The organism is Pseudomonas fluorescens, assembly GCF_900636825.1.
Classification (GTDB): domain Bacteria; phylum Pseudomonadota; class Gammaproteobacteria; order Pseudomonadales; family Pseudomonadaceae; genus Aquipseudomonas; species Aquipseudomonas fluorescens_BG.
In genome coordinates this window covers 5,634,764-5,653,704 of sequence record NZ_LR134318.1, presented here as the reverse complement: position 1 = coordinate 5,653,704, position 18,941 = coordinate 5,634,764, and the positions used below count along the sequence as shown (strand labels likewise).

General features: G+C 59.2%; 18 protein-coding genes. 6 read left to right on the top strand and 12 right to left on the bottom strand.

All coding sequences use genetic code 11. From position 1 onward, the window contains the following. Window positions 1-37: 37 nt before the first annotated feature. Entirely contained in the window at window positions 38-1,093 is a 1,056-nt protein-coding gene (locus tag EL257_RS25915; protein WP_126367384.1) for a haloacid dehalogenase-like hydrolase, read from the top strand. Window positions 1,094-1,262: 169 nt separating this feature from the next. Here the strand turns inward: EL257_RS25915 and ilvD are convergent, their stop codons facing one another. The 6 genes from ilvD to EL257_RS25885 form a co-directional block, all read right to left on the bottom strand. Continuing rightward, on the bottom strand, window positions 1,263-3,104 hold the full coding sequence (gene ilvD, locus EL257_RS25910) for a dihydroxy-acid dehydratase (protein WP_126367382.1): 1,842 nt from the start codon (window positions 3,102-3,104) through the stop codon (window positions 1,263-1,265). 266 nt (window positions 3,105-3,370) lie between these two features. Beyond that, complete coding sequence (locus tag EL257_RS25905) at window positions 3,371-4,603, bottom strand: MFS transporter (protein ID WP_126367380.1); 1,233 nt, start codon at window positions 4,601-4,603, stop codon at window positions 3,371-3,373. After that, a complete protein-coding gene (locus EL257_RS25900) occupies window positions 4,596-5,573 on the bottom strand; it encodes a diiron oxygenase (RefSeq protein ID WP_126367379.1) in 978 nt (325 codons plus the stop codon). The genes EL257_RS25905 and EL257_RS25900 overlap by 8 nt, the downstream gene beginning before the upstream one ends. Then, a complete protein-coding gene (locus EL257_RS25895) occupies window positions 5,570-6,640 on the bottom strand; it encodes a SagB family peptide dehydrogenase (RefSeq protein ID WP_126367377.1) in 1,071 nt (356 codons plus the stop codon). Before EL257_RS25895 ends, EL257_RS25900 begins: the two co-directional genes overlap by 4 nt. Window positions 6,641-7,085: 445 nt before the next feature. Next, a complete protein-coding gene (locus tag EL257_RS25890) occupies window positions 7,086-8,282 on the bottom strand; it encodes a class I SAM-dependent rRNA methyltransferase (RefSeq protein WP_126367375.1) in 1,197 nt (398 codons plus the stop codon). A 161-nt stretch (window positions 8,283-8,443) separates the two neighbouring features. Then, window positions 8,444-8,983, bottom strand: coding sequence for a type 1 glutamine amidotransferase domain-containing protein (locus tag EL257_RS25885; protein WP_126367373.1), 540 nt, complete (start codon window positions 8,981-8,983; stop codon window positions 8,444-8,446). Between the two features lie 228 nt (window positions 8,984-9,211). Here EL257_RS25885 and EL257_RS25880 point away from each other — a divergent pair, with 228 nt between their 5' ends. From EL257_RS25880 to EL257_RS25870, 3 genes are all read left to right on the top strand, one after another. Continuing rightward, complete coding sequence (locus EL257_RS25880) at window positions 9,212-10,024, top strand: HDOD domain-containing protein (RefSeq protein ID WP_172604585.1); 813 nt, start codon at window positions 9,212-9,214, stop codon at window positions 10,022-10,024. A gap of 12 nt (window positions 10,025-10,036) precedes the next feature. Continuing rightward, entirely contained in the window at window positions 10,037-10,849 is an 813-nt protein-coding gene (gene mutM / locus EL257_RS25875; RefSeq protein WP_126367369.1) for a bifunctional DNA-formamidopyrimidine glycosylase/DNA-(apurinic or apyrimidinic site) lyase, read from the top strand. Between the two features lie 70 nt (window positions 10,850-10,919). Next, window positions 10,920-11,243 (top strand): multidrug transporter, encoded by a 324-nt coding sequence (locus tag EL257_RS25870; protein ID WP_126367367.1) that lies wholly within the window; start codon window positions 10,920-10,922, stop codon window positions 11,241-11,243. Between the two features lie 139 nt (window positions 11,244-11,382). On the opposite strand, the gene EL257_RS25865 is transcribed toward EL257_RS25870, so the two are convergent. The 5 genes from EL257_RS25865 to EL257_RS25845 all read right to left on the bottom strand — a co-directional run bounded on the left by EL257_RS25865 (window position 11,383) and on the right by EL257_RS25845 (window position 16,108). Further along, window positions 11,383-11,634: a YfhL family 4Fe-4S dicluster ferredoxin gene (locus EL257_RS25865; RefSeq protein ID WP_003195146.1), complete on the bottom strand. Its 252-nt coding sequence runs from the start codon at window positions 11,632-11,634 to the stop codon at window positions 11,383-11,385. A gap of 158 nt (window positions 11,635-11,792) precedes the next feature. Further along, window positions 11,793-12,272: a pantetheine-phosphate adenylyltransferase gene (gene coaD / locus EL257_RS25860; RefSeq protein WP_126367365.1), complete on the bottom strand. Its 480-nt coding sequence runs from the start codon at window positions 12,270-12,272 to the stop codon at window positions 11,793-11,795. Between the two features lie 115 nt (window positions 12,273-12,387). Beyond that, on the bottom strand, window positions 12,388-13,983 hold the full coding sequence (locus EL257_RS25855; protein ID WP_126367363.1) for a GMC family oxidoreductase: 1,596 nt from the start codon (window positions 13,981-13,983) through the stop codon (window positions 12,388-12,390). A 119-nt stretch (window positions 13,984-14,102) separates the two neighbouring features. Continuing rightward, window positions 14,103-14,648, bottom strand: a complete 546-nt coding sequence (locus EL257_RS25850; protein WP_126367361.1) for a twin-arginine translocation pathway signal protein — start codon at window positions 14,646-14,648, stop codon at window positions 14,103-14,105. Window positions 14,649-14,677: 29 nt separating this feature from the next. Then, window positions 14,678-16,108, bottom strand: coding sequence for a coniferyl aldehyde dehydrogenase (locus EL257_RS25845; RefSeq protein WP_126367359.1), 1,431 nt, complete (start codon window positions 16,106-16,108; stop codon window positions 14,678-14,680). A gap of 146 nt (window positions 16,109-16,254) precedes the next feature. Between EL257_RS25845 and EL257_RS25840 the strand changes: the two genes are divergently transcribed. Both EL257_RS25840 and EL257_RS25835 read left to right on the top strand, forming a co-directional pair. Then, window positions 16,255-16,926, top strand: coding sequence for a TetR/AcrR family transcriptional regulator (locus tag EL257_RS25840; RefSeq protein ID WP_126367357.1), 672 nt, complete (start codon window positions 16,255-16,257; stop codon window positions 16,924-16,926). Window positions 16,927-16,958: 32 nt separating this feature from the next. After that, window positions 16,959-17,813, top strand: a complete 855-nt coding sequence (locus EL257_RS25835; RefSeq protein ID WP_126367355.1) for a sulfurtransferase — start codon at window positions 16,959-16,961, stop codon at window positions 17,811-17,813. 98 nt (window positions 17,814-17,911) lie between these two features. Here the strand turns inward: EL257_RS25835 and EL257_RS25830 are convergent, their stop codons facing one another. Beyond that, on the bottom strand, window positions 17,912-18,907 hold the full coding sequence (locus EL257_RS25830; protein ID WP_126367353.1) for a hydrolase: 996 nt from the start codon (window positions 18,905-18,907) through the stop codon (window positions 17,912-17,914). Between the last annotated feature and the right edge of the window lie 34 nt (window positions 18,908-18,941).

Below are 18,941 nucleotides of genomic sequence, written 5' to 3'. Positions count from 1 at the left end.
TGTTAGCGTCGAACTCTTTGCATCGGGGAGTAGCGCTATGAAAATTGCACGCACGTTGTTGGCTGTTGCACTGGCGGCGGGCCTCGTTGGTCAGGCCTTTGCCACGGACCTCAAGCACTGGCCGGCCGATCAGGCCAAGGCGCTGAATGCGATGATCGCCGCCAACGCCAACAAGGGTAACTACGCGGTGTTCGACATGGACAACACCAGTTACCGCTACGACCTCGAAGAATCCTTGCTGCCATTCATGGAAAACAAGGGCCTGATCACCCGCGACAAACTCGATCCTTCGCTCAAGCTGATGCCGTTCAAAGACACCGCCGACCACCAGGAAAGCCTGTTCAGTTACTACTATCGCCTCTGCGAAGTCGACGACATGGTCTGCTATCCGTGGGTGGCGCAGGTGTTCTCCGGCTTCACCCTCAAGGAACTCAAGGGCTACGTCGATGAGATGATGGCCTCGGGCAAACCGGTGCCGGCCACGTATTACGAAGGCGATGTGGTGAAGAAGCTTGACGTTAACCCGCCGAAAATCTTCACCGGTCAGCAGGAGCTGTACAACAAATTGATGGAGAACGGCATCGAGGTTTACGTGATGACCGCTGCCTCGGAAGAACTGGTGCGCATGGTCGCGGCGGATCCGAAGTACGGCTACAACGTCAAACCGCAGAACGTTATCGGCGTTTCGCTGTTGCTCAAGGATCAAAAGACCGGCGAGCTGACCACCGCGCGCAAACAGATCACCGCTGGCAAATATGACGAGAAAGCCAACCTCGGCCTCGAATTGACGCCGTACCTGTGGACGCCAGCGACGTGGATGGCCGGCAAGCACGCGGCGATCCTCACGTACATCGACGAGTGGAAAAAACCGGTGCTGGTCGGTGGCGATACGCCAACCAGCGACGGCTACATGCTGTTCCATGATGTCGACGTGGCCAAGGGCGGTATCCACCTGTGGATCAACCGCAAGGACAAGTATATGACCCAGATCAACGGGATGATGGCCAAGCACGCAGCGGCGCAGGCGAAGGAAGGTTTGCCGGTGACGGCGGATAAAAACTGGGTGATCGTCAAGCCAGAAGAAATCCAGTAACCCCACAATTCCCTGTAGGAGCTGGCGAAGGCTGCGATCTTTTGATCTTGTTTCAAGCGCAAGGTCAAAAGATCGCAGCCTCCGGCAGCTCCTACAGGGATCAGTGTTGATTCTTCAGATAGAAAATGCCCCGCACTTGGCGGGGCATTTTTTGTTCGATGCTTCAGGCTTACAGACCGTCAAGCATCGCCTTGTTACGCACGGCACCTTTATCGGCGCTGGTCGCCAGCAGGGCATAGGCCTTGAGTGCGGTGGTGACTTTGCGTGGACGGATCTCCACCGGTTTCCAGCCTTTCTTGTCCTGCTCGGCACGGCGTGCCGCCAGTTCTTCGTCGCTGACCAACAGGTTGATCGAGCGGTTCGGAATGTCGATCAGCACTTTGTCGCCATCCTGCACCAGACCGATCGCGCCACCGGCCGCGGCCTCTGGCGAAGCGTGGCCGATGGACAGGCCCGAAGTACCGCCGGAGAAACGGCCGTCGGTGAGCAAGGCGCAGGCTTTGCCCAGGCCTTTGGATTTCAGGTACGAGGTCGGATAGAGCATTTCCTGCATGCCCGGGCCGCCTTTCGGGCCTTCGTAACGAATGATCACGATGTCGCCGGCCTGCACTTCGTCAGCGAGGATGCCGCGTACGGCGCTGTCCTGGCTTTCGAAGATCTTCGCGTTGCCTTCAAACACATGGATCGACTCATCGACACCGGCGGTTTTCACCACGCAGCCGTCCAGCGCGATGTTGCCGTACAGCACCGCCAGGCCGCCTTCTTGCGAATAGGCATGTTCGAAACTGCGGATGCAGCCGTTTTCACGGTCGTCATCCAGGGTTTCCCAGCGTGTCGATTGGCTGAACGCGGTCTGCGTTGGAATACCGGCAGGACCCGCCTTGAAGAAGTGATGCACCGCTTCATCAGTGGTCTGGGTGATGTCCCACTTGGCGATGGCTTCTTCCATGCTGCGACTGTGCACGGTCGGCAGGTCGGTGTGCAGCAGACCGCCACGCGCCAGCGAACCGAGGATGCTGAAAATACCCCCGGCGCGGTGCACGTCTTCCATGTGGTATTTCTGGATGTTCGGCGCGACTTTGCACAGCTGCGGCACGCTGCGCGATAGGCGGTCGATGTCGCGCAGGTCGAAATCGATCTCGGCTTCCTGAGCGGCAGCGAGCAAGTGCAGGATGGTGTTGGTCGACCCGCCCATGGCGATGTCGAGCATCATCGCGTTCTCGAACGCCTTGAAGTTGGCGATATTGCGCGGCAGCACCGAGTCGTCGTTCTCGGTGTAGTAGCGCTTGCACAGTTCAACGATGGTGCGACCGGCCTGCAGAAACAGCTGTTCGCGATCGCTATGAGTGGCGAGGGTCGAACCGTTGCCCGGCAAGGCCAGGCCCAGCGCTTCGGTCAGGCAGTTCATCGAGTTGGCGGTGAACATGCCGGAGCACGAACCGCACGTCGGGCAGGCGCTACGCTCGTACTCGGCGACTTTCTCGTCAGAAGCGCTGGAGTCGGCGGCGATCACCATGGCATCGACCAGGTCGAGGCCGTGGGAAGCAAGTTTGGTCTTGCCGGCTTCCATCGGGCCGCCGGAAACGAAGATCACTGGAATGTTCAGGCGCAGGGCGGCCATGAGCATGCCGGGGGTGATCTTGTCGCAGTTGGAAATGCAGACAATGGCGTCGGCGCAATGGGCGTTGACCATGTATTCGACGGAGTCGGCGATGATCTCGCGGCTCGGCAGCGAATACAGCATGCCGTCGTGACCCATGGCGATGCCGTCATCCACGGCGATGGTGTTGAATTCTTTCGCTACACCGCCGGCGCGTTCGATTTCGCGGGCGACCAGTTGGCCCAGATCTTTCAGGTGTACATGGCCCGGTACGAACTGAGTGAACGAGTTGGCAATGGCGATGATCGGCTTTTTGAAGTCGTCATCCTTCATCCCGGTGGCGCGCCACAGTGCGCGGGCGCCGGCCATATTGCGGCCATGGGTGGATGTTTTCGAGCGGTAATCTGGCATGGAACACTCCGGGCGGCTAATCACTTACTAATCAGGTGCTAAAGGGGAGAGAGCTTCTATTGACGTCTGGAACACTCAGCAATGGCCGTGTGTCCGGAAGTTGCCGATGACGTTGCGGGATCGCCGCTGGTCTCAGCTTGAGCTCGTAAACCCGCCGGGGATGAATGGCGATGAATGAAGCGATTCTACACCGCTGGCGTCTGGAGGGAATGGCGCAACGCGTTGTTCCAGGCCCGACGGTGTGCGTGGGATGACGACCGGCAGCTTCAATCGGCTTCGTGGCGCAATGTGTTCGCAGCTTCAAACGTACCGACACGGCGACTGATGCACTTGTTGATCAGCAGCGCCACGCCGCTGAGCGCGACGAAGCAGTAGCCCAGCGTGGTCTGAAGGTTGGCCGGGCTCAGGCTGATCAATGCGCTGATCAATCCGCCGCAGATGAAGATGATCGTGCTGCCCGCCGAGGCCGAGGTGCCAGCGTTATCAGGAAAAAGGCCCATGGCGCGGGATGTGGCGGCGGGACGCGCGATGGTGGTGCCGGCGGTGCAGATCAACATCGGGATCAGCACGGTGGCGGCTGACAGTTCGAAGTTCGCGCAAAGGAGCAGCATGACCAGACCCGACAGCAGGATCAGGCTGAGTCCGGCGACGATCTGCTGACCGGGCAAAATGCGCCGACTCAACGTCGAGGCGACAAGACCTCCGACGATGTAGGCAGCGCCATAAATCAACAGGATCAGGGAAAACTCGTAAGCCGACAGCTGCAATTGGTCCATGAAAATCAACGGCGAAATAACGATGAAGGAAAAGTGGCAGGCAAACGCGAATGCTGATATCAGCCAAAGGCCAACGAAGTCGAAATCCCCCAGCACCCATCGGTAAGCCTTGAAAAATGAGAGACGCTTGTCACCGGCGACAGGCCGTCCGTTGTCGAGGAACAGCCACGCTTTGATCAGCACCGCCGCAGCCAGTGCGGCAAACACCCAGAAGCTGCCGCGCCAGCCGAGGCTGGCCTGCAGGAAGGTGCCGGCCAATGGCGATATCGAAATGAAGATCCCCGTCGCCGTGACCATCAGGATGCGCAGGCGATCACGTTCCTCGCCTTCGAACAGATCCTGTACCAATGCCTGAGACAGGACAAAGCAGCCGCAGCCCAATGCCTGCATCACTCGAAAGGCGAGGAACAGCGAATAATCGCTGGATATCGTGCAACCGATTGCGCCGAGTATCGCCACGCTCATTCCAGCGAGGACCAAGCCTTTGCGGCCGATCACATCGGAAAGCGGACCGATCAGCAGTTGAGAGAATGCGATGCCGACGGCGAATACGCTGACCGATAGCGCGATATCCGCCGGGCTGCGGCGAAAGTGTTCGGCCAGGGCTGGAAATGAGGGAAGCAAAACATCCAGCGGAAACACGCCCAGCAGGATCATCGCCAGTAACAGCCCGACCGCCCCGCGTCGCTGCTGGGTCGTGATCACAGGTTTTGCTTCATTCATCGAACAGTCCTGCTCTGGAAAAGAGTTTGCGGTTGTTGGCCAATGCGAAAAAACCGGCGGCTTTCAGCGCGGCGAGGGTGGCCGTGGCGCCACTTCGAGTGCGCAGGCGTTTGGCTTGCACATCGGTCAGGCCGGCGAAAATTTCGTCTACGGCTGCCTCGGCGATGCCATTGCTGAGAAGGCTTTGTCGCAACCAGTGCTCATCGACCTCGAAGAAAATCTCGATGACGTTCAGCAGGGTTTTGGCGGCGAAGTTGCGCTGACGGCTGTTCAGGGTCAGCCACAGGTAATGGAACACCTCGGCGAAGTAGCGGCTGTGCCGGGCTTCGTCGGTGAGATGGTCGCGCAGCATGTCGTTGACGCTCGACACCAGACTGTCGCGGCAGACATCGAGCAGCTCACGGGCAATGATCGTTTCGGAGACAAATCCAACTAGAAACCATGCCAGCGCGCGGTCGCTGTCACGGGTCCGGTTGATCAGCGCGTGGAGACGGCTGATCCGCTGCGGCATCACCGGCCGATTGGCAAAGCCATAAAGATCGGCGATCTGCTCGGCAAGGCGATTGGAGAACAGCGCGTGATAACCCTCATCCGTGTAGAGCTGCAGCGCAGCGGTTTTCATGCGTGGAGGAACGAAGGCGGGCAGCTCACCATGGACGATCACTTCCACGGCACGATTGACGACGCGGTGTTCCAGCAGCGTCGTGTAGTCGAGAAAGTGCACCAGATGATTAGCGGTCAGACGATGGACCGTCTCACGACTCGCAGCGACAATGGCCGGGTGTTGCAGATACGGCAGAAACGCGGGCGGAAACCAGTGACGGGTCAGCAGTTGCTGCTGGAGGTCGTCGGGCAGCTGGTAATCGTGCGCGCTGATGCGCACGGCGGCGCGGCGGTTCCAGTCGCCAAGGGTGAAACGCTGAGCCCAGGAAACCGCAGCTTCGTCCCGTTCAACAGGGGAGGCGGTCATGGCTGCGCCTCACGCAGCAACTCAAGCATTTCCTGACACATCGCGTGGCCGTCGCTTTCGCCGCAGCCGACGAAAAACAATGGTTGTTCGGCACTGCCGTCAATCTTCAGTAGCGATTCGACCTGATCGTCAGCAAAAGCACCGGTCAGCCAGGTATTGAGACCCAGCGCTGTAGCAACCAGCTGGAAGGTCTGCGACAGGTGGCCCGCCTCGATGAAAGCCATGCGATAGGCGCGGGAGTGTTGATACTTCCACCACAATTTGTCGAAGCGTGCAGTGATGAACAGGCCCAGCGGCAGGTTGTTGATGAAGTGCTGCCCGCCCAGCAATTGCCCGAGCGGCGTTTGCGGTAGCGGATTTACCTGGCTCAGAACATGTTCGGCGGGGTGGTAGGCATAGATGCCGGCTTCGAGATTTTCAATGTTTTGCGCCAGCAAAAAACATTCGCAGGCATTCAGACCGCCTCCGGAGGGGCTGCTGCGGCGGGCCTCAAAGCCTTCGGCAATGCTGTCGCAGGAACTGTCGCGCTCGCGCAGATAACCGAATGACAGATACAGCAATGAACTCACATCGTTAAGCGTAATTGCTGCGCCGGTAAAGGAGCGGCAGGTCTTGCGCTGGGTCAGGGAGTAGGTGAGGTTGTCATGAACGGGCGTTGTCGGAGTGGGCAGGACAATACGCGTGACTGAGGCGTCGAGCGCGCGCCCGGCGTCGGGCAAGGGGCCAGTCAAAACATCGTTACAGTGATGCAGATATTCACGGGTCCACTCGTTGATGTTTTGCGGAATATGTTTGCAAGGAATGTTCTGGGTGCCGATATGATAGATCTTTGAAAGTTCGTCCCAGCCCCACGGAATATCTTTTGGTGTTGAAGCAGTTACTATTCCCGCATTCAATAGTTGAATGTCTATCGTATTTTCGCTGTCGAACAGTTCGGGGTTGGTGATAAGTTGGCCAAGGCGCAGTGCGTACACGGAATCAAGTTCATGCTGAACATGATCTTTGTAATTCCACACTATTTGTGCAGGCGAGCGCGGCAATATGAATAGATAAGGATTGATGTGCATGTTTGACACTCGCTCTGGTTGAAAGACCATAAAGACGCCGGATTGCCGGCACTATCCGGCGTCTAACCTTGCTTAGCGGGCTTTAGGTGCTACCAGGAATGCCAGGTTTGCGAGGGTGTTGCCTTCCATTTTAATAACTTTCATGACGTGAACTCCTTGTTCATTGATTTAGTGCCACCTCGTGGTGACAACTCAATCATAGTTTGTAATGAGTTATTGGCAAGCGGATATTAAGTAGGAATATTCCAGTAATTTTGTCGGACGTATCTTTAGCCGATCATTAACTTGTGGGAAGAAGTTTTATAATTAAATGGCGTAAGGAATTTTCCTGCACTTCAAGAGGAAGACAGACGTGGGAAGTGAAACGCGAAACGGTTGAGCGGTGCGGCGATTTGGATGTGAGCCCAACAAACGGGGAGCCATTGGGCTCCCCGTCAATTGGCAATCAGCTGTTAGGCAGCAGACGGCAGGTAATGCTCTTGATGTAGCGGGTCTCGGCAATCGCAGGGTGCACCGGGTGATCCGGGCCCTGACCGCCGCGCTCCAGCAGCTGGATGTTGCGATCCAGGTGACGGGCGCTGGTCAGCAGAATGTTCTGCAGATCATCTTCCGGCAGGTGCATCGAGCACGAAGCGCTGACCAGAATGCCGTCCTTGTTAAGCAGGCGCATGGCTTGCTCATTCAGACGACGGTAGGCACCTTCGCCGTTTTTCATGTCTTTCTTGCGTTTGATGAACGCTGGCGGATCGGCAACGATTACGTCGAAACGCTCTTCGCTGGCCTTCAATTCCTTCAGGGCTTCAAAGACATCGCCTTCAATGCAGGTCATTTTGTCGGCAAAGCCGTTCAGGGCGGCGTTGCGCTCGACACCGTCGAGGGCGAATGCCGAGGCATCGACGCAGAACACTTCGCTGGCGCCAAATGCGGCAGCCTGCACGCCCCAGCCACCGATGTAGCTATAGAGGTCGAGCACGCGCTTGCCCTTGGCGTATGGCGCCAAGCGCGCGCGGTTCATGCGGTGATCGTAGAACCAGCCGGTTTTCTGGCCCTGGATGACCGGGGCTTCAAACTTCACGCCGTTCTCTTCCAGCGCAACCCACTCCGGCACCAGGCCGAATACGGTTTCGACGTAACGATTGAGGCCTTCGGCGTCGCGCGCGGCCGAGTCATTCTTGAACAGAATGCCGCTTGGCTTGAGCACTTGGGTCAGCGCGGCGATCACGTCGTCTTTGTGCGCTTCCATGGTCGCCGAGGCGATTTGCACTACGAGAATGTCACCGAAACGGTCAACCACCAGGCCCGGCAGCAAATCGGAATCACCGTAGACCAGACGATAGAACGGCTTGTCGAACAGGCGCTCGCGCAGCGACAACGCGACATTCAGACGATGCACCAGCAGGGATTTGTCCAGCGGCAGCTTGATGTCGCGCGACACCAGACGGGCGCAGATCAGATTGTTCGGGCTCATCGCGACGATGCCCAGCGGCTTGCCGCCGGCAGCTTCGAGAACCGCTTGATCACCAGCCTTGAAACCGTGCAAAGGTGTGGTGGCGACATCGATTTCGTTGCTATAGACCCACAGGTGGCCGGCGCGCAGGCGACGGTCGGCGTTGACTTTGAGGCGCAAGCTAGGCAGGGACATGACGTCGCTCCGGAAAAAAGAGCGGGAGTATACCGTGTTGAGGCATGCTCCGGTCTGGCGTGCGATGAAAAGCGGATGGCCCTTCGCGAGCAGGCTCGCTCCCACATTCGGAATGCCTTTCAATGTGGGAGCGAGCCTGCTCGCGAAAGCGATTTCAGATCCTACGCAGCCAGTGCATCAATCAGGGCCTGACTGAACGCCGGCACATCATCCGGTTGGCGACTGCTGATCAGGTTGCCATCCTTGACCACTTCCTGATCGACCCAGTTCACACCGGCGTTGACCAGATCGTCCTTGAGCGTTTTATAGCTGGTCATGGTCTTGCCATTGACCAGTCCGGCAGAAATCAGCAACCAGCTGCCATGGCAGATCACGGCGATCGGCTTGCCCGCCGAGGCAGCGGTTTTGACCAGATGCTGAGCGTCCTGATCAATGCGAATGGTGTCCGAATTCTGCACGCCGCCCGGCAGCACCACGGCATCGTATTGATCGACGCTGACGCCCTGAAAGGTATTGGCGACGGGAAAATCGTCCGCCGGTTTGTCATGGTTCCAGCCTTTGACCGTGCCGGCCTCGGCGGAAAGAATATCGACCTGCACCCCGGCTTGTTCCAGGGCATCCTTCGGGCCGGTCAGTTCGACCTGCTCGAAACCATCTGTAACCAAAATAGCGACGCGTTTGCCATTGAGGGAAGTTGCCATTGGTAAGCTCCTGAGTCTGTGGAGATTTTGCCTTCGCACCAGACCGTGACGGTCCAGTGCGCCCTACAGAGTCCGAAGCCTGCGCGCGGATGAAAGTTCCGGCGATGTGCCCGTCGGTGTGTCGTCGTCCCGCTTCAGCGGTTAGAATCGCCGCCTGTCCCAGAGTGTGTACTTATGTCCCAAGAGCTGACCACCGAACAGATTCAACAATCGCTGCAAGGCATCAGCGTGCCGGCGCAACCGCAGATCATGGTGGATCTGCAAATGGAGCAGTACATGCCCGACCCGGACCTGGAGGTGATCGCCAAATTGATCGCCCAGGATCCCGGCCTTTCCGGTTCGCTGCTGAAAATCGTCAACTCGCCTTATTACGGTTTGAGCAACAAGATCACCTCGATTCAGCGTGCGGTGAACCTGCTGGGCAGTCGTTCGATCATCAACCTGATCAACGCACAGTCGATCAAGGGCGAGATGAACGACGACACGATCGTCACGCTCAACCGCTTCTGGGATACCGCTCAGGATGTAGCGATGACGTGTCTGACTCTGGCCAAGCGCGTGGGCACGCAAGCGGGTGACGAGGCGTATGCCTTGGGCTTGTTCCACGATTGCGGCGTGCCGTTGATGCTGCAACGTTTCCCCAATTACATGACGGTGCTGGAGCAGGCGTACGCCAACGCCAGCCCGGAATGCCGTGTGGTAGACACCGAGAACCGTGAGTTCAACACCAATCATGCGGTGGTCGGTTATTACACGGCCAAGTCGTGGCGTTTGCCGGAACACGTCAGCGCGGCGATTGCCAATCACCACAACGCGCTGGCAATTTTCAGCGACGAATCGTCGAAAAACAGTCAGTTGAAAAACCTCCTCGCCATTCTGAAGATGGCCGAGCACATCTGCGCCTCCTATCGCGTGCTGGGCAACCAGACCGAAGACTACGAGTGGAACAGCATCGGTCCGCTGATCCTCGATTATGTCGGTTTGTCGGATTACGATTTCGAAACCCTTAAACAAACGATCCGCGACCTCGGCGCGCATTGATCCGAGGACGCCATGCCTGAATTGCCGGAAGTCGAAACCACTCGCCGCGGTATTGCGCCGCATCTGGAGGGCCAGCGCGTCAGCCGGGTCATTGTGCGTGACCGGCGGTTGCGCTGGCCGATTCCCGATGACCTCGATGTGCGCCTTTCCGGGCAGCGCATCGTGCTGGTCGAGCGCCGTGCCAAATACCTGTTGATCAACGCCGAAGCGGGCACATTGATCAGCCATTTGGGCATGTCAGGCAACTTGCGTCTGGTTGAGGCGGGTTTGCCAGCGTTGAAACATGAGCATGTCGACATCGAACTGGAATCGGGCCTGGCCCTGCGCTACACCGACCCGCGACGTTTCGGTGCGATGTTGTGGAGCAGCGACCCACTCAATCATGAGCTGCTGATTCGCCTCGGGCCCGAGCCTTTGACCGATCTGTTCGATGGCGAAAGATTGTTCAAGCTGTCACGCGGGCGTTCGATGGCGGTCAAACCGTTCATCATGGACAACGCCGTAGTGGTGGGTGTCGGCAATATCTACGCGACGGAAGCGCTGTTCGCCGCCGGGATTGACCCGCGTCGCGAGGCTGGCGGCATTTCCAGAGGGCGTTATCTGAAGCTGGCGATCGAGATCAAGCGCATCCTGGCTGCTGCCATCGAGCGCGGCGGCACCACGTTGCGTGACTTCATCGGCGGTGATGGGCAGCCTGGGTATTTTCAGCAGGAACTGTTTGTCTACGGGCGTGGCGGCCAGCACTGCAAGGTGTGTGGCACCGGGTTGCGGGAAGTGAAGCTCGGTCAGCGGGCCAGCGTCTTCTGTCCACGCTGCCAGAAATAAGGGGGCAAAGCTGAAAAAGTCCTACGGTCTATAGTGAGTTGTCTCACTGTTCAGCCCAAAGGATCGTGCCATGCAAGTCCTGCGAGTCATCTTCGTCACGCTGCTGCTGTGTTCCAGTCTGGCCGTGCAGGCCTCGGAAAGCGGCAGCGGCGATCCGCGTTACACCATCCAGAACCCTCCAGCGTACGCCATGCTCGGCGACTTGCTGATTGCCCGCCCCTTGCTGGTCGTGGCGACAGTGATCGGTGCGGGGGCGTTCGTGGTTTCGCTGCCATTCACCGCACTGGGTGGTGGGGTAGGCGATGCGGGGCAGGCGCTGGTGGTTGATCCGGCGAGGGCCGCGTTTGTGCGGTGTCTGGGCTGTATCGGGGAGGGGTTCGAGCAGCGCGAGTGAGCTGATCAGGCATCAGCGATCTGGCTGATATCGTCATCGCGGGCAAGCCCGCTCCCACAAGGATTTTGTTGTTCACACAAATCAGAACCCTGTGGGAGCGGGCTTGCCCGCGATGACGTCGGAACAGACGCTGAAGAACTCAGGCCTTGCCAGTGATCTTGCGGTACTTTTCCATCAACTGTTCTTCAGTTTCCGGGTGCGCTTCGTCCAGCGGAATGCAATCCACCGGGCAGACCTGCTGGCACTGCGGTTCGTCGTAATGGCCGACACACTGAGTGCACAGGTTCGGGTCGATTACGTAAATCTCTTCGCCTTGCGAGATGGCGGCGTTCGGGCACTCGGGTTCGCAGACGTCGCAGTTGATGCAATCGTCGGTGATGATCAGGGACATGCTAACTCCAGCCGGGGCGGCAGGCCCGGGCGCTATAAATCAATGCGCGCAATTGTGCCGTATTGGCGAGCGCAGTGCACGCGGCGGCGATCAAGGGCACTGACAACCGCGATCGAAACGAACAGATCGTCTGATCGCAGCCGAGCCTTGGGCAGCTCCTACTTTTTGAAGCGCTGGGTCAGTGCTTCGGCCACGGCGGGGTGGACGAACTTGCTGATGTCACCCCCCAGCGCGGCAATTTCCCGCACCAGCGTCGAAGAAATGAACGAATAACGCTCCGATGGCGTGAGAAACAGGCTCTCGACATCCGGTGCCAACTGACGGTTCATGTTGGCCAGCTGGAATTCATATTCGAAGTCCGACACCGCGCGCAAACCACGCAGGAACACATTGGCGTTCTGCTCTTTGGCGAAATGTGCGAGCAGCGTCGAAAAGCCGACCACTTCCACGTTCGGCAGATGACGGGTGACCTCGCGAGCCAGTTCGACCCGTTGTTCCAGCGGGAACAGCGGGTTCTTTTTCGGGCTGGCGGCGACTGCAATGATCACGTGATCGAACAGGCGCGAGGCGCGTTCGACCAGATCGCCATGGCCCTTGGTAATAGGGTCGAAGGTACCTGGGTACAACACTCGGTTCATCGCGTCGTCCTGGCGGGAGTCCGTTGGGGAATCGGATGGTATCGCAGCCGCCCCGGTCGGCCAAGTCGGCTGTTGGGTAAGAGAGCACTATAGACGATAGGAATATTCTGTTTTTTCATGGGTTTTTCAGCCGGTCGGCGAGCGCGGTCGCCAGTTGCGCGGTCAGGCCGTACACCGATAACTGCGGGTTGGCGCCGATGCTGGTGGGGAACAGCGAGCCGTCGTGAATCGACAGATTGCGCAGCTGATGATGACGGCCGAGGCTATCGGTGACGGCGTATTGCGCGTCTTCGCCCATGGTGCAGCCGCCCATGACGTGAGCGCTGCCGAGCCGCGTGCGATACAACTCAAGGCTCAGGCCATCGATGAGCGTGCGTGCTTCAGCCAGGGTTTTTACGTAGTGAGCGTCGGCATGCATCGGCATCACGGATTTGGCGCCGCCGGCGAACTGAATCTCGGCCATTACCTGAAACGCCCGGCGCAGGCCTTCCCAAGCGTAGGGCGAAACCTGGTAATCGAGAACGGCTGAGCCGTCGCCGCGCAATTCGACCGAGCCGCCGACACTGTCCGGATGAAAACCGTCACGCAGCAGCGCGAGCATCGCATGGGTGTGCGGCAGATCGTTCATGTGCTGTGCGCTTTCCTGGCCAAAGCCGCCGAGTAAGGTGGCTGCCAACGCCGGATGCAGCGGCGGCACCTCGAGTTTGAACGCCATCGGCCCGGTGACGCCGTCCTTCCACTGGAAATGGTCGGAATAGATGGATTGCGGCGCGCCGTAAAACGGATTGACCACATCATCGAAGCGCGCGGCGGACATGTTCACCGGGTGTAGAAAAGTCCGTTTGCCCAGCCGTTCATGCGGGTCGGGTGCGTCAGAGCGCAGCAACAGCGCCGGGCTGTTGATCCCGCCGCCGGCCAGCACGTAATGCCGTGCCTGGACGGTGATGGTGCGCCCGGTCGGCGCGACGCAGCGTTCGTCCATCGCCACGCATTGCACGCCTGTGACCTTGTCACCGTTGATCAGCAGCTTTTGCGCACGGGCCAGATACAGCAGCGCGCCGCCTTTCTCCAGGGTCGCGGGAATGGTGGTGACCAGCATCGATTGCTTGGCGTTGGTCGGGCAACCCATGCCGCAGTAGCCGAGGTTCCAGCAACCGCGCACGTTGCGTGGGATCACGTGCCAGCTGTAGCCGAGTTGTTCGCAGCCTTTGCGAATCACGTCGTTATTGGCATTGGGCGGTACCAGCCATGGAGCGACGCCAAGGCGCTGCTCCATTTTTTCGAACCACGGCGCCATGTCTGCCGGGCTGTGGCCCTTGACGTTGTGTTCTCTGGCCCAATGTTCGAGCGTCGGTTCCGGCGTGCGGAAGCTGGATGTCCAGTTGATCAACGTGGTGCCACCGACCGCACGGCCCTGGAGGATGGTGATCGCGCCGTCCTTGCTCATCCGCCCGATGCCTTCCTGATAGAGGCTGCTATACGCCTGGGCTTCGAGCATTTTGAAATCGGAACTGGTTTTCAGCGGACCTTCTTCGATCAGCAACACGTTATAGCCGGCGGCGCTGAGGATCTCTGCCGTGGTCCCGCCACCGGCGCCGCTGCCAATGATGGCCACGTCGGCTTCGAGTGTGAGGTCGTCAGCCAGCTGTGCGCCGTTGTAGGTTTTCCAGCCTCGGGCGAGGCCTTCACGGAAAGGGTCGGGTACGGGCATTGATCAGGTTCTCTTGTTTTTGTTGTTCTTGCAGGCCTCTTAGCGGGCAGGCTCGGTCCCACATTTGAAAAGAATTCCAATGTGGGACCGAGCCTGCTCGCGAAAGGCGCGAAGCGGTCTCAGACCTTCGGGGCCCCGGGATATCCGCAGTGCGTCCAGGATTCGACGCGGCTGTACCAAGCCATCAGCACCATCTGCTGCAACGAGCTATGCCCCATGCGCAACAAACTCAGCGAGCTGTTCTCCCAGCGTTCAAGGAAGTGGCGCATCGCCTCGGGGCTGGCGTTTTCCCAGCTGCCCCAGATCCCGGTGAGTGGCCCGCGCGTCACGGCCATGCCCAGCACATCGAACAGTTGGCGAGTGAGTTTGAGCATTTCCGGGGATACATGATCGAGGCTGTAGTCCAGCGATCTGAGCGTGCCATCGACCGCGGCGGGCATTTTCTCGGCGGCCACTGCGCCGTCCAGCATCACCGGAATCAGCGCGCGCAAAAACAGCAGATCGCCGTCGCGCAGGACAATGAAGCCATCGGATGCAACGTCGGAAGAGCAACCGCTGAGGCTGGCGCCGAGGCCGGCAGTGGCGAGGAACGCCGTGGCACCGAGGCTGAATTTCAGCAGGCCACGGCGCGAGAGGGCGGGTGTTTCAGTCAGGCTTGGGTGCATTGTTGTTATTACCCGGCAGTGATAAACGTTTAACGAATGAACAACTTCTGAATCAGCTTTTGAATGGCGGTGCCGTAAGGCGGGTAAATCAACCGGGCCGCATTGAAGCGCTGTTTAATCAATACGCCTTTGGCTTTGCTGAAAGTCAGGAAGCCTTCATGACCGTGGTAATGCCCCATGCCTGACGGGCCGATGCCACCGAATGGCATATCGTCCTGGGCGACGTGCAGCAACGTGTCGTTCAAGCACACGCCACCAGAGTGGGTTTCATGCAGCACGCGATTTTGTTCCCGTTTGTCGTAGCCAAAGTAGTAAAGAGCCAGAGGACGTGGCCGCTGATTGATGTAGGCAAATGCCTGCTCCAGATCGCGATACGGCACGATCGGCAACAGCGGGCCGAAGATCTCGTCCTGCATCACGGCCATTTCATCGCTGACATTGAGCAGCACGCTGTGTGGCATGCGACGACCCTGGCCTTGTTCGAACAGCGGGATCAGCAGCGCGCCCTTGCTCGTCGCGTCACTGACATAACCGTTGAGTCGCGCCAATTGGCGATCGTTGATGATTGCGGTGTAATCCGGGTTATCGGCGAGGTTCGGATAAAATCCCTGCACGGCCAGACGATAGGCATCGACGAAAGCGCCGACGCGGTCTTCCGGCACCAGCACGTAATCGGGGGCGACACAGGTTTGCCCGGCATTCAGGGTTTTACCGAAGGCGATGCGCTCGGCGGCGTCCTTCAGCGGCACGTCTTTCGAGACAATGGCAGGCGACTTGCCGCCGAGTTCCAGAGTCACCGGCGTGAGATTCTCCGCCGCTGCGCGCATGACCAGTTTGCCGACGCTGGTGGAGCCGGTGAACAGCAGATGATCGAAAGGCAGGCGGGAGAACGCCACGCCGACATCGGCCTCGCCGAGTACCACGCACACCAGATCTTCGGGAAAGATTCGCGCCAGCAGTGCCTTGAGAAGCAGCCCGGTGGCGGGGGTCGATTCGCTGAGTTTGAGCATCACCCGATTGCCCGCCGCGAGTGCGCCGACCAACGGCCCGATGGCCAGATACAGCGGGTAATTCCACGGCACGATGACGCCGACCACGCCCAGCGGCTGATACACCACTTTCGCCGCCGCGGGCTGGAATGCCACACCGACTTTGCGCCGCGAAGGCTTCATCCAGCCTTTGAGATGGCGACTGGCGTAATGGATGCCATGCAGGCTGGGCAGCAATTCGGCGAGCAGAGTTTCATCGGCGCTGCGGTTGCTGAAATCCGCGCTGATCGCCTCGATCAATGCCTGACGCTCACTGCTCAATAACTCGCGCAAAACTTTCAGCCATTGCTGACGCTGGGCTGCCGGTGGCATCGGGTTGGCGGCGTACGCAGCCCGTTGCGCCGCCAGCAAACGCTCAAGCTCTTGCAGTGGCTGTTGCAGGGTTTGCAGGTAGGCGATATCGGCAGTCATCGTAGGCTCCGGATTTATTATAGTGATGAACTTTTTAGAGTCTATGCTCTAGAAAGTCAAATGACTTCCGTGCACAGCAGTGTTTTATCCATTTCCGGTTAGGTCGTAAGATGCCTGTCACCGCACTCTGAATTAAAGCTCAAGCCATGGCCCCACGAATAAAAACCAGCGAGCGCATCGTGCAGAACAGCCTCGAACTGTTCAATCAGCAGGGCGAGCGCAGCATCAGCACCAATCACATCGCCGCCCACATGGAGATTTCTCCGGGCAATCTGTACTACCACTTCCCCAACAAGCAGGCGATCATCGCTGTGTTGTTCAGTGAGTACGAAGCCTTGGTGGACAGCTTTTTGCGTCCACCGCAGGGGCGTGCCGCGACAGTTGAAGACAAACGTTTCTATTTGAAGGAGCTGTTGTCGGCGATGTGGCGCTACCGCTTTCTGCATCGCGATCTCGAACATCTGCTCGACAGTGATCCGGAACTGGCCGCGCGCTATCGGCGCTTCTCTCAGCGTTGCGTGATTCAGGGCGCGGCGATTTATGAAGGCTTCGTCGCTGCGGGGATACTGAAAATGGATCGCGTGCAGATCGAGTCGCTGACGCTCAATGCCTGGATCATCCTCACCTCGTGGGTACGCTTTCTGTGTACCACCCGTGAAAACTCCAACCATCTCAGCGAACAAGCTGTTAAACGTGGGGTGTATCAGGTGCTGGTGCTGGAAGCCGGTTTCGTCACTGATGAGGCGCGGGAGCAGGTCAACGCATTGTTTGACGAGTTTTACGTTCCGCTGGCCCAGGCCCTCGAAGATGTGAAGTAACCCGTACCGTCGATATCCCACAGGAGCCCGTTATGCCGATTGCGCAATTGATCAGCCCGCACGCGCTGGATGCCCGAAAGGACGAGCCGGGGCTGGTGATTCTCGATTGTCGTTTTGCCCTCGAAGATCCGGATTATGGGCAGCGCAGCTATGCCGAAGGGCACATTGCCGGGGCGAGTTTCGCTGACCTGGAGCGTGACCTCAGTGGCGCGGTGATCAAAGGTGTAACCGGTCGGCATCCACTGCCCGAGCCGGGGACGCTGGTGGAACGGCTGCAGGCTTGGGGTATCAACGATGACAGTGACGTGGTTTTGTATGACGACGGCCCGGGTGCCTTTGCGGCGCGGGCGTGGTGGCTGCTGGCGTGGCTGGGCAAGCGTGAGGGCGTGTTCATTCTCGATGGCGGGCTAAAGGCCTGGCATGCGGCGGGGTTGCCGCTGAGCCTGGATGCACCGAGCGTAACGCCGGGCAATTTCAGCGGTCAGCCGGACATGAAACTGTTGCTCAGCGCCGAGCAATTGCAGCAGCGCCTCGGCCAGCCGACGCTGACCCTGCTCGATGCCCGCGCCTTGCCGCGGTTCAAAGGCGAGGTTGAGCCGATCGATCCGGTGGCGGGGCATATTCCCGGTGCGCAGTGCGCGGCGTTCACCGACAACCTTGGCAGTGATGGGCGTTTCTTGCCGGCTGAGCAGCTGAAGCAGCGGTTTGCCGCGCAATTGGGTCAGCGCTCGCCGTCAGACCTGGTTGCCTACTGCGGCTCGGGAGTGACCGCGTGTCATAACCTGTTCGCCCTGTGTCTGGCCGGCTATCCGCTGGGTTCGCTGTATGCCGGCTCCTGGAGTGAGTGGATCAACGAGCCTTCGCGCGGCGTTGCCACCGGCCAATAATCAGCGCGAACCTTTGTAGGAGTGAGCCTGCTCGCGATAGCGGTGTGTCAGTTAAAGATGAAGCGACTGACAGGACGCCATCGCGAGCCGGCTCGCTCCTACGCGGATCGTGTTCGCAACCACTGCGGAATCCGTCGCTCCAGGTAATAACCCGGTCGACGCACCGAGCCATCAACGAAACCGACATGACCGCCCCGTGCCTGCAATTCGAACTGCGTGCAGGCTGATAGCTCGTCGGCTGACGGCAGGCTGTGGGGAAACACGAACGGATCGTCTGCGGCCTGAATGATCAGGGTCGGCGTGCGGATCTCGCCGAGGAAATAGCGGCTCGAAGCGCGCCGGTAGTAATCCTCGGCGTCGTTGAAACCGTGCAACGGCGCGGTTACTCGGCCATCGAAATCCCAGAACGTGCGCATGTTCTCCAGCGAACCCAGCGCTGCCAGTTTCGCCAGCCCATCTTCACGCCCGTCATGTTGAAATTGCCGTTGCTTGTTCTTGATGTAGGCGAGCATCTCGCGCATGAAGTGCGCCTGATAAACCCGCGAGAATCCTTGACCGATCCGGTCGGCGCACTGATCGAGGCGGAACGGCACCGACACCGCGACTGCGCCGAGCACGCCGCTGGCGCTGCCGGTTTCGCCCAAGTGCTTGAGCAGCACATTACCGCCCAGTGAATAGCCCACCGCATACAGCGGCGCCAGCGGGCGTTTCGCGCGCAGGTGCTGGATGGCTTCGGCGAGGTCTTCGCTGGCGCCGGAATGGTAGCTGCGCGGCAACAGGTTGGGCTCGCCGGAACAGCCACGCCAGTTCAGCGCAACGCTGGCCCAGCGCTGATCGGCCAAGGCCTTTTGAATGCCCGCCACATAGGGCGAGTTGGAAGAACCGGTCAGCCCGTGCAACACCAGCACCAGCGGCGCGTCGGCGCTGTGCGGACCGTGCCAGTCGAGGTCGAGAAAGTCACCATCCTCGAGCCACAAGCGCTCGCGCTCACGCTCGATATGCACGGTCTTGCGCCACAGCGGGCCCCACAAGGTTTGCAGGTGAGGATTGCCGAGGCCGAGGGCGGGAATGAAGTGTTCTGAAGAGGCGGACACGATGGTTCTCGATGCAGCGATGTGATGTGGCCCA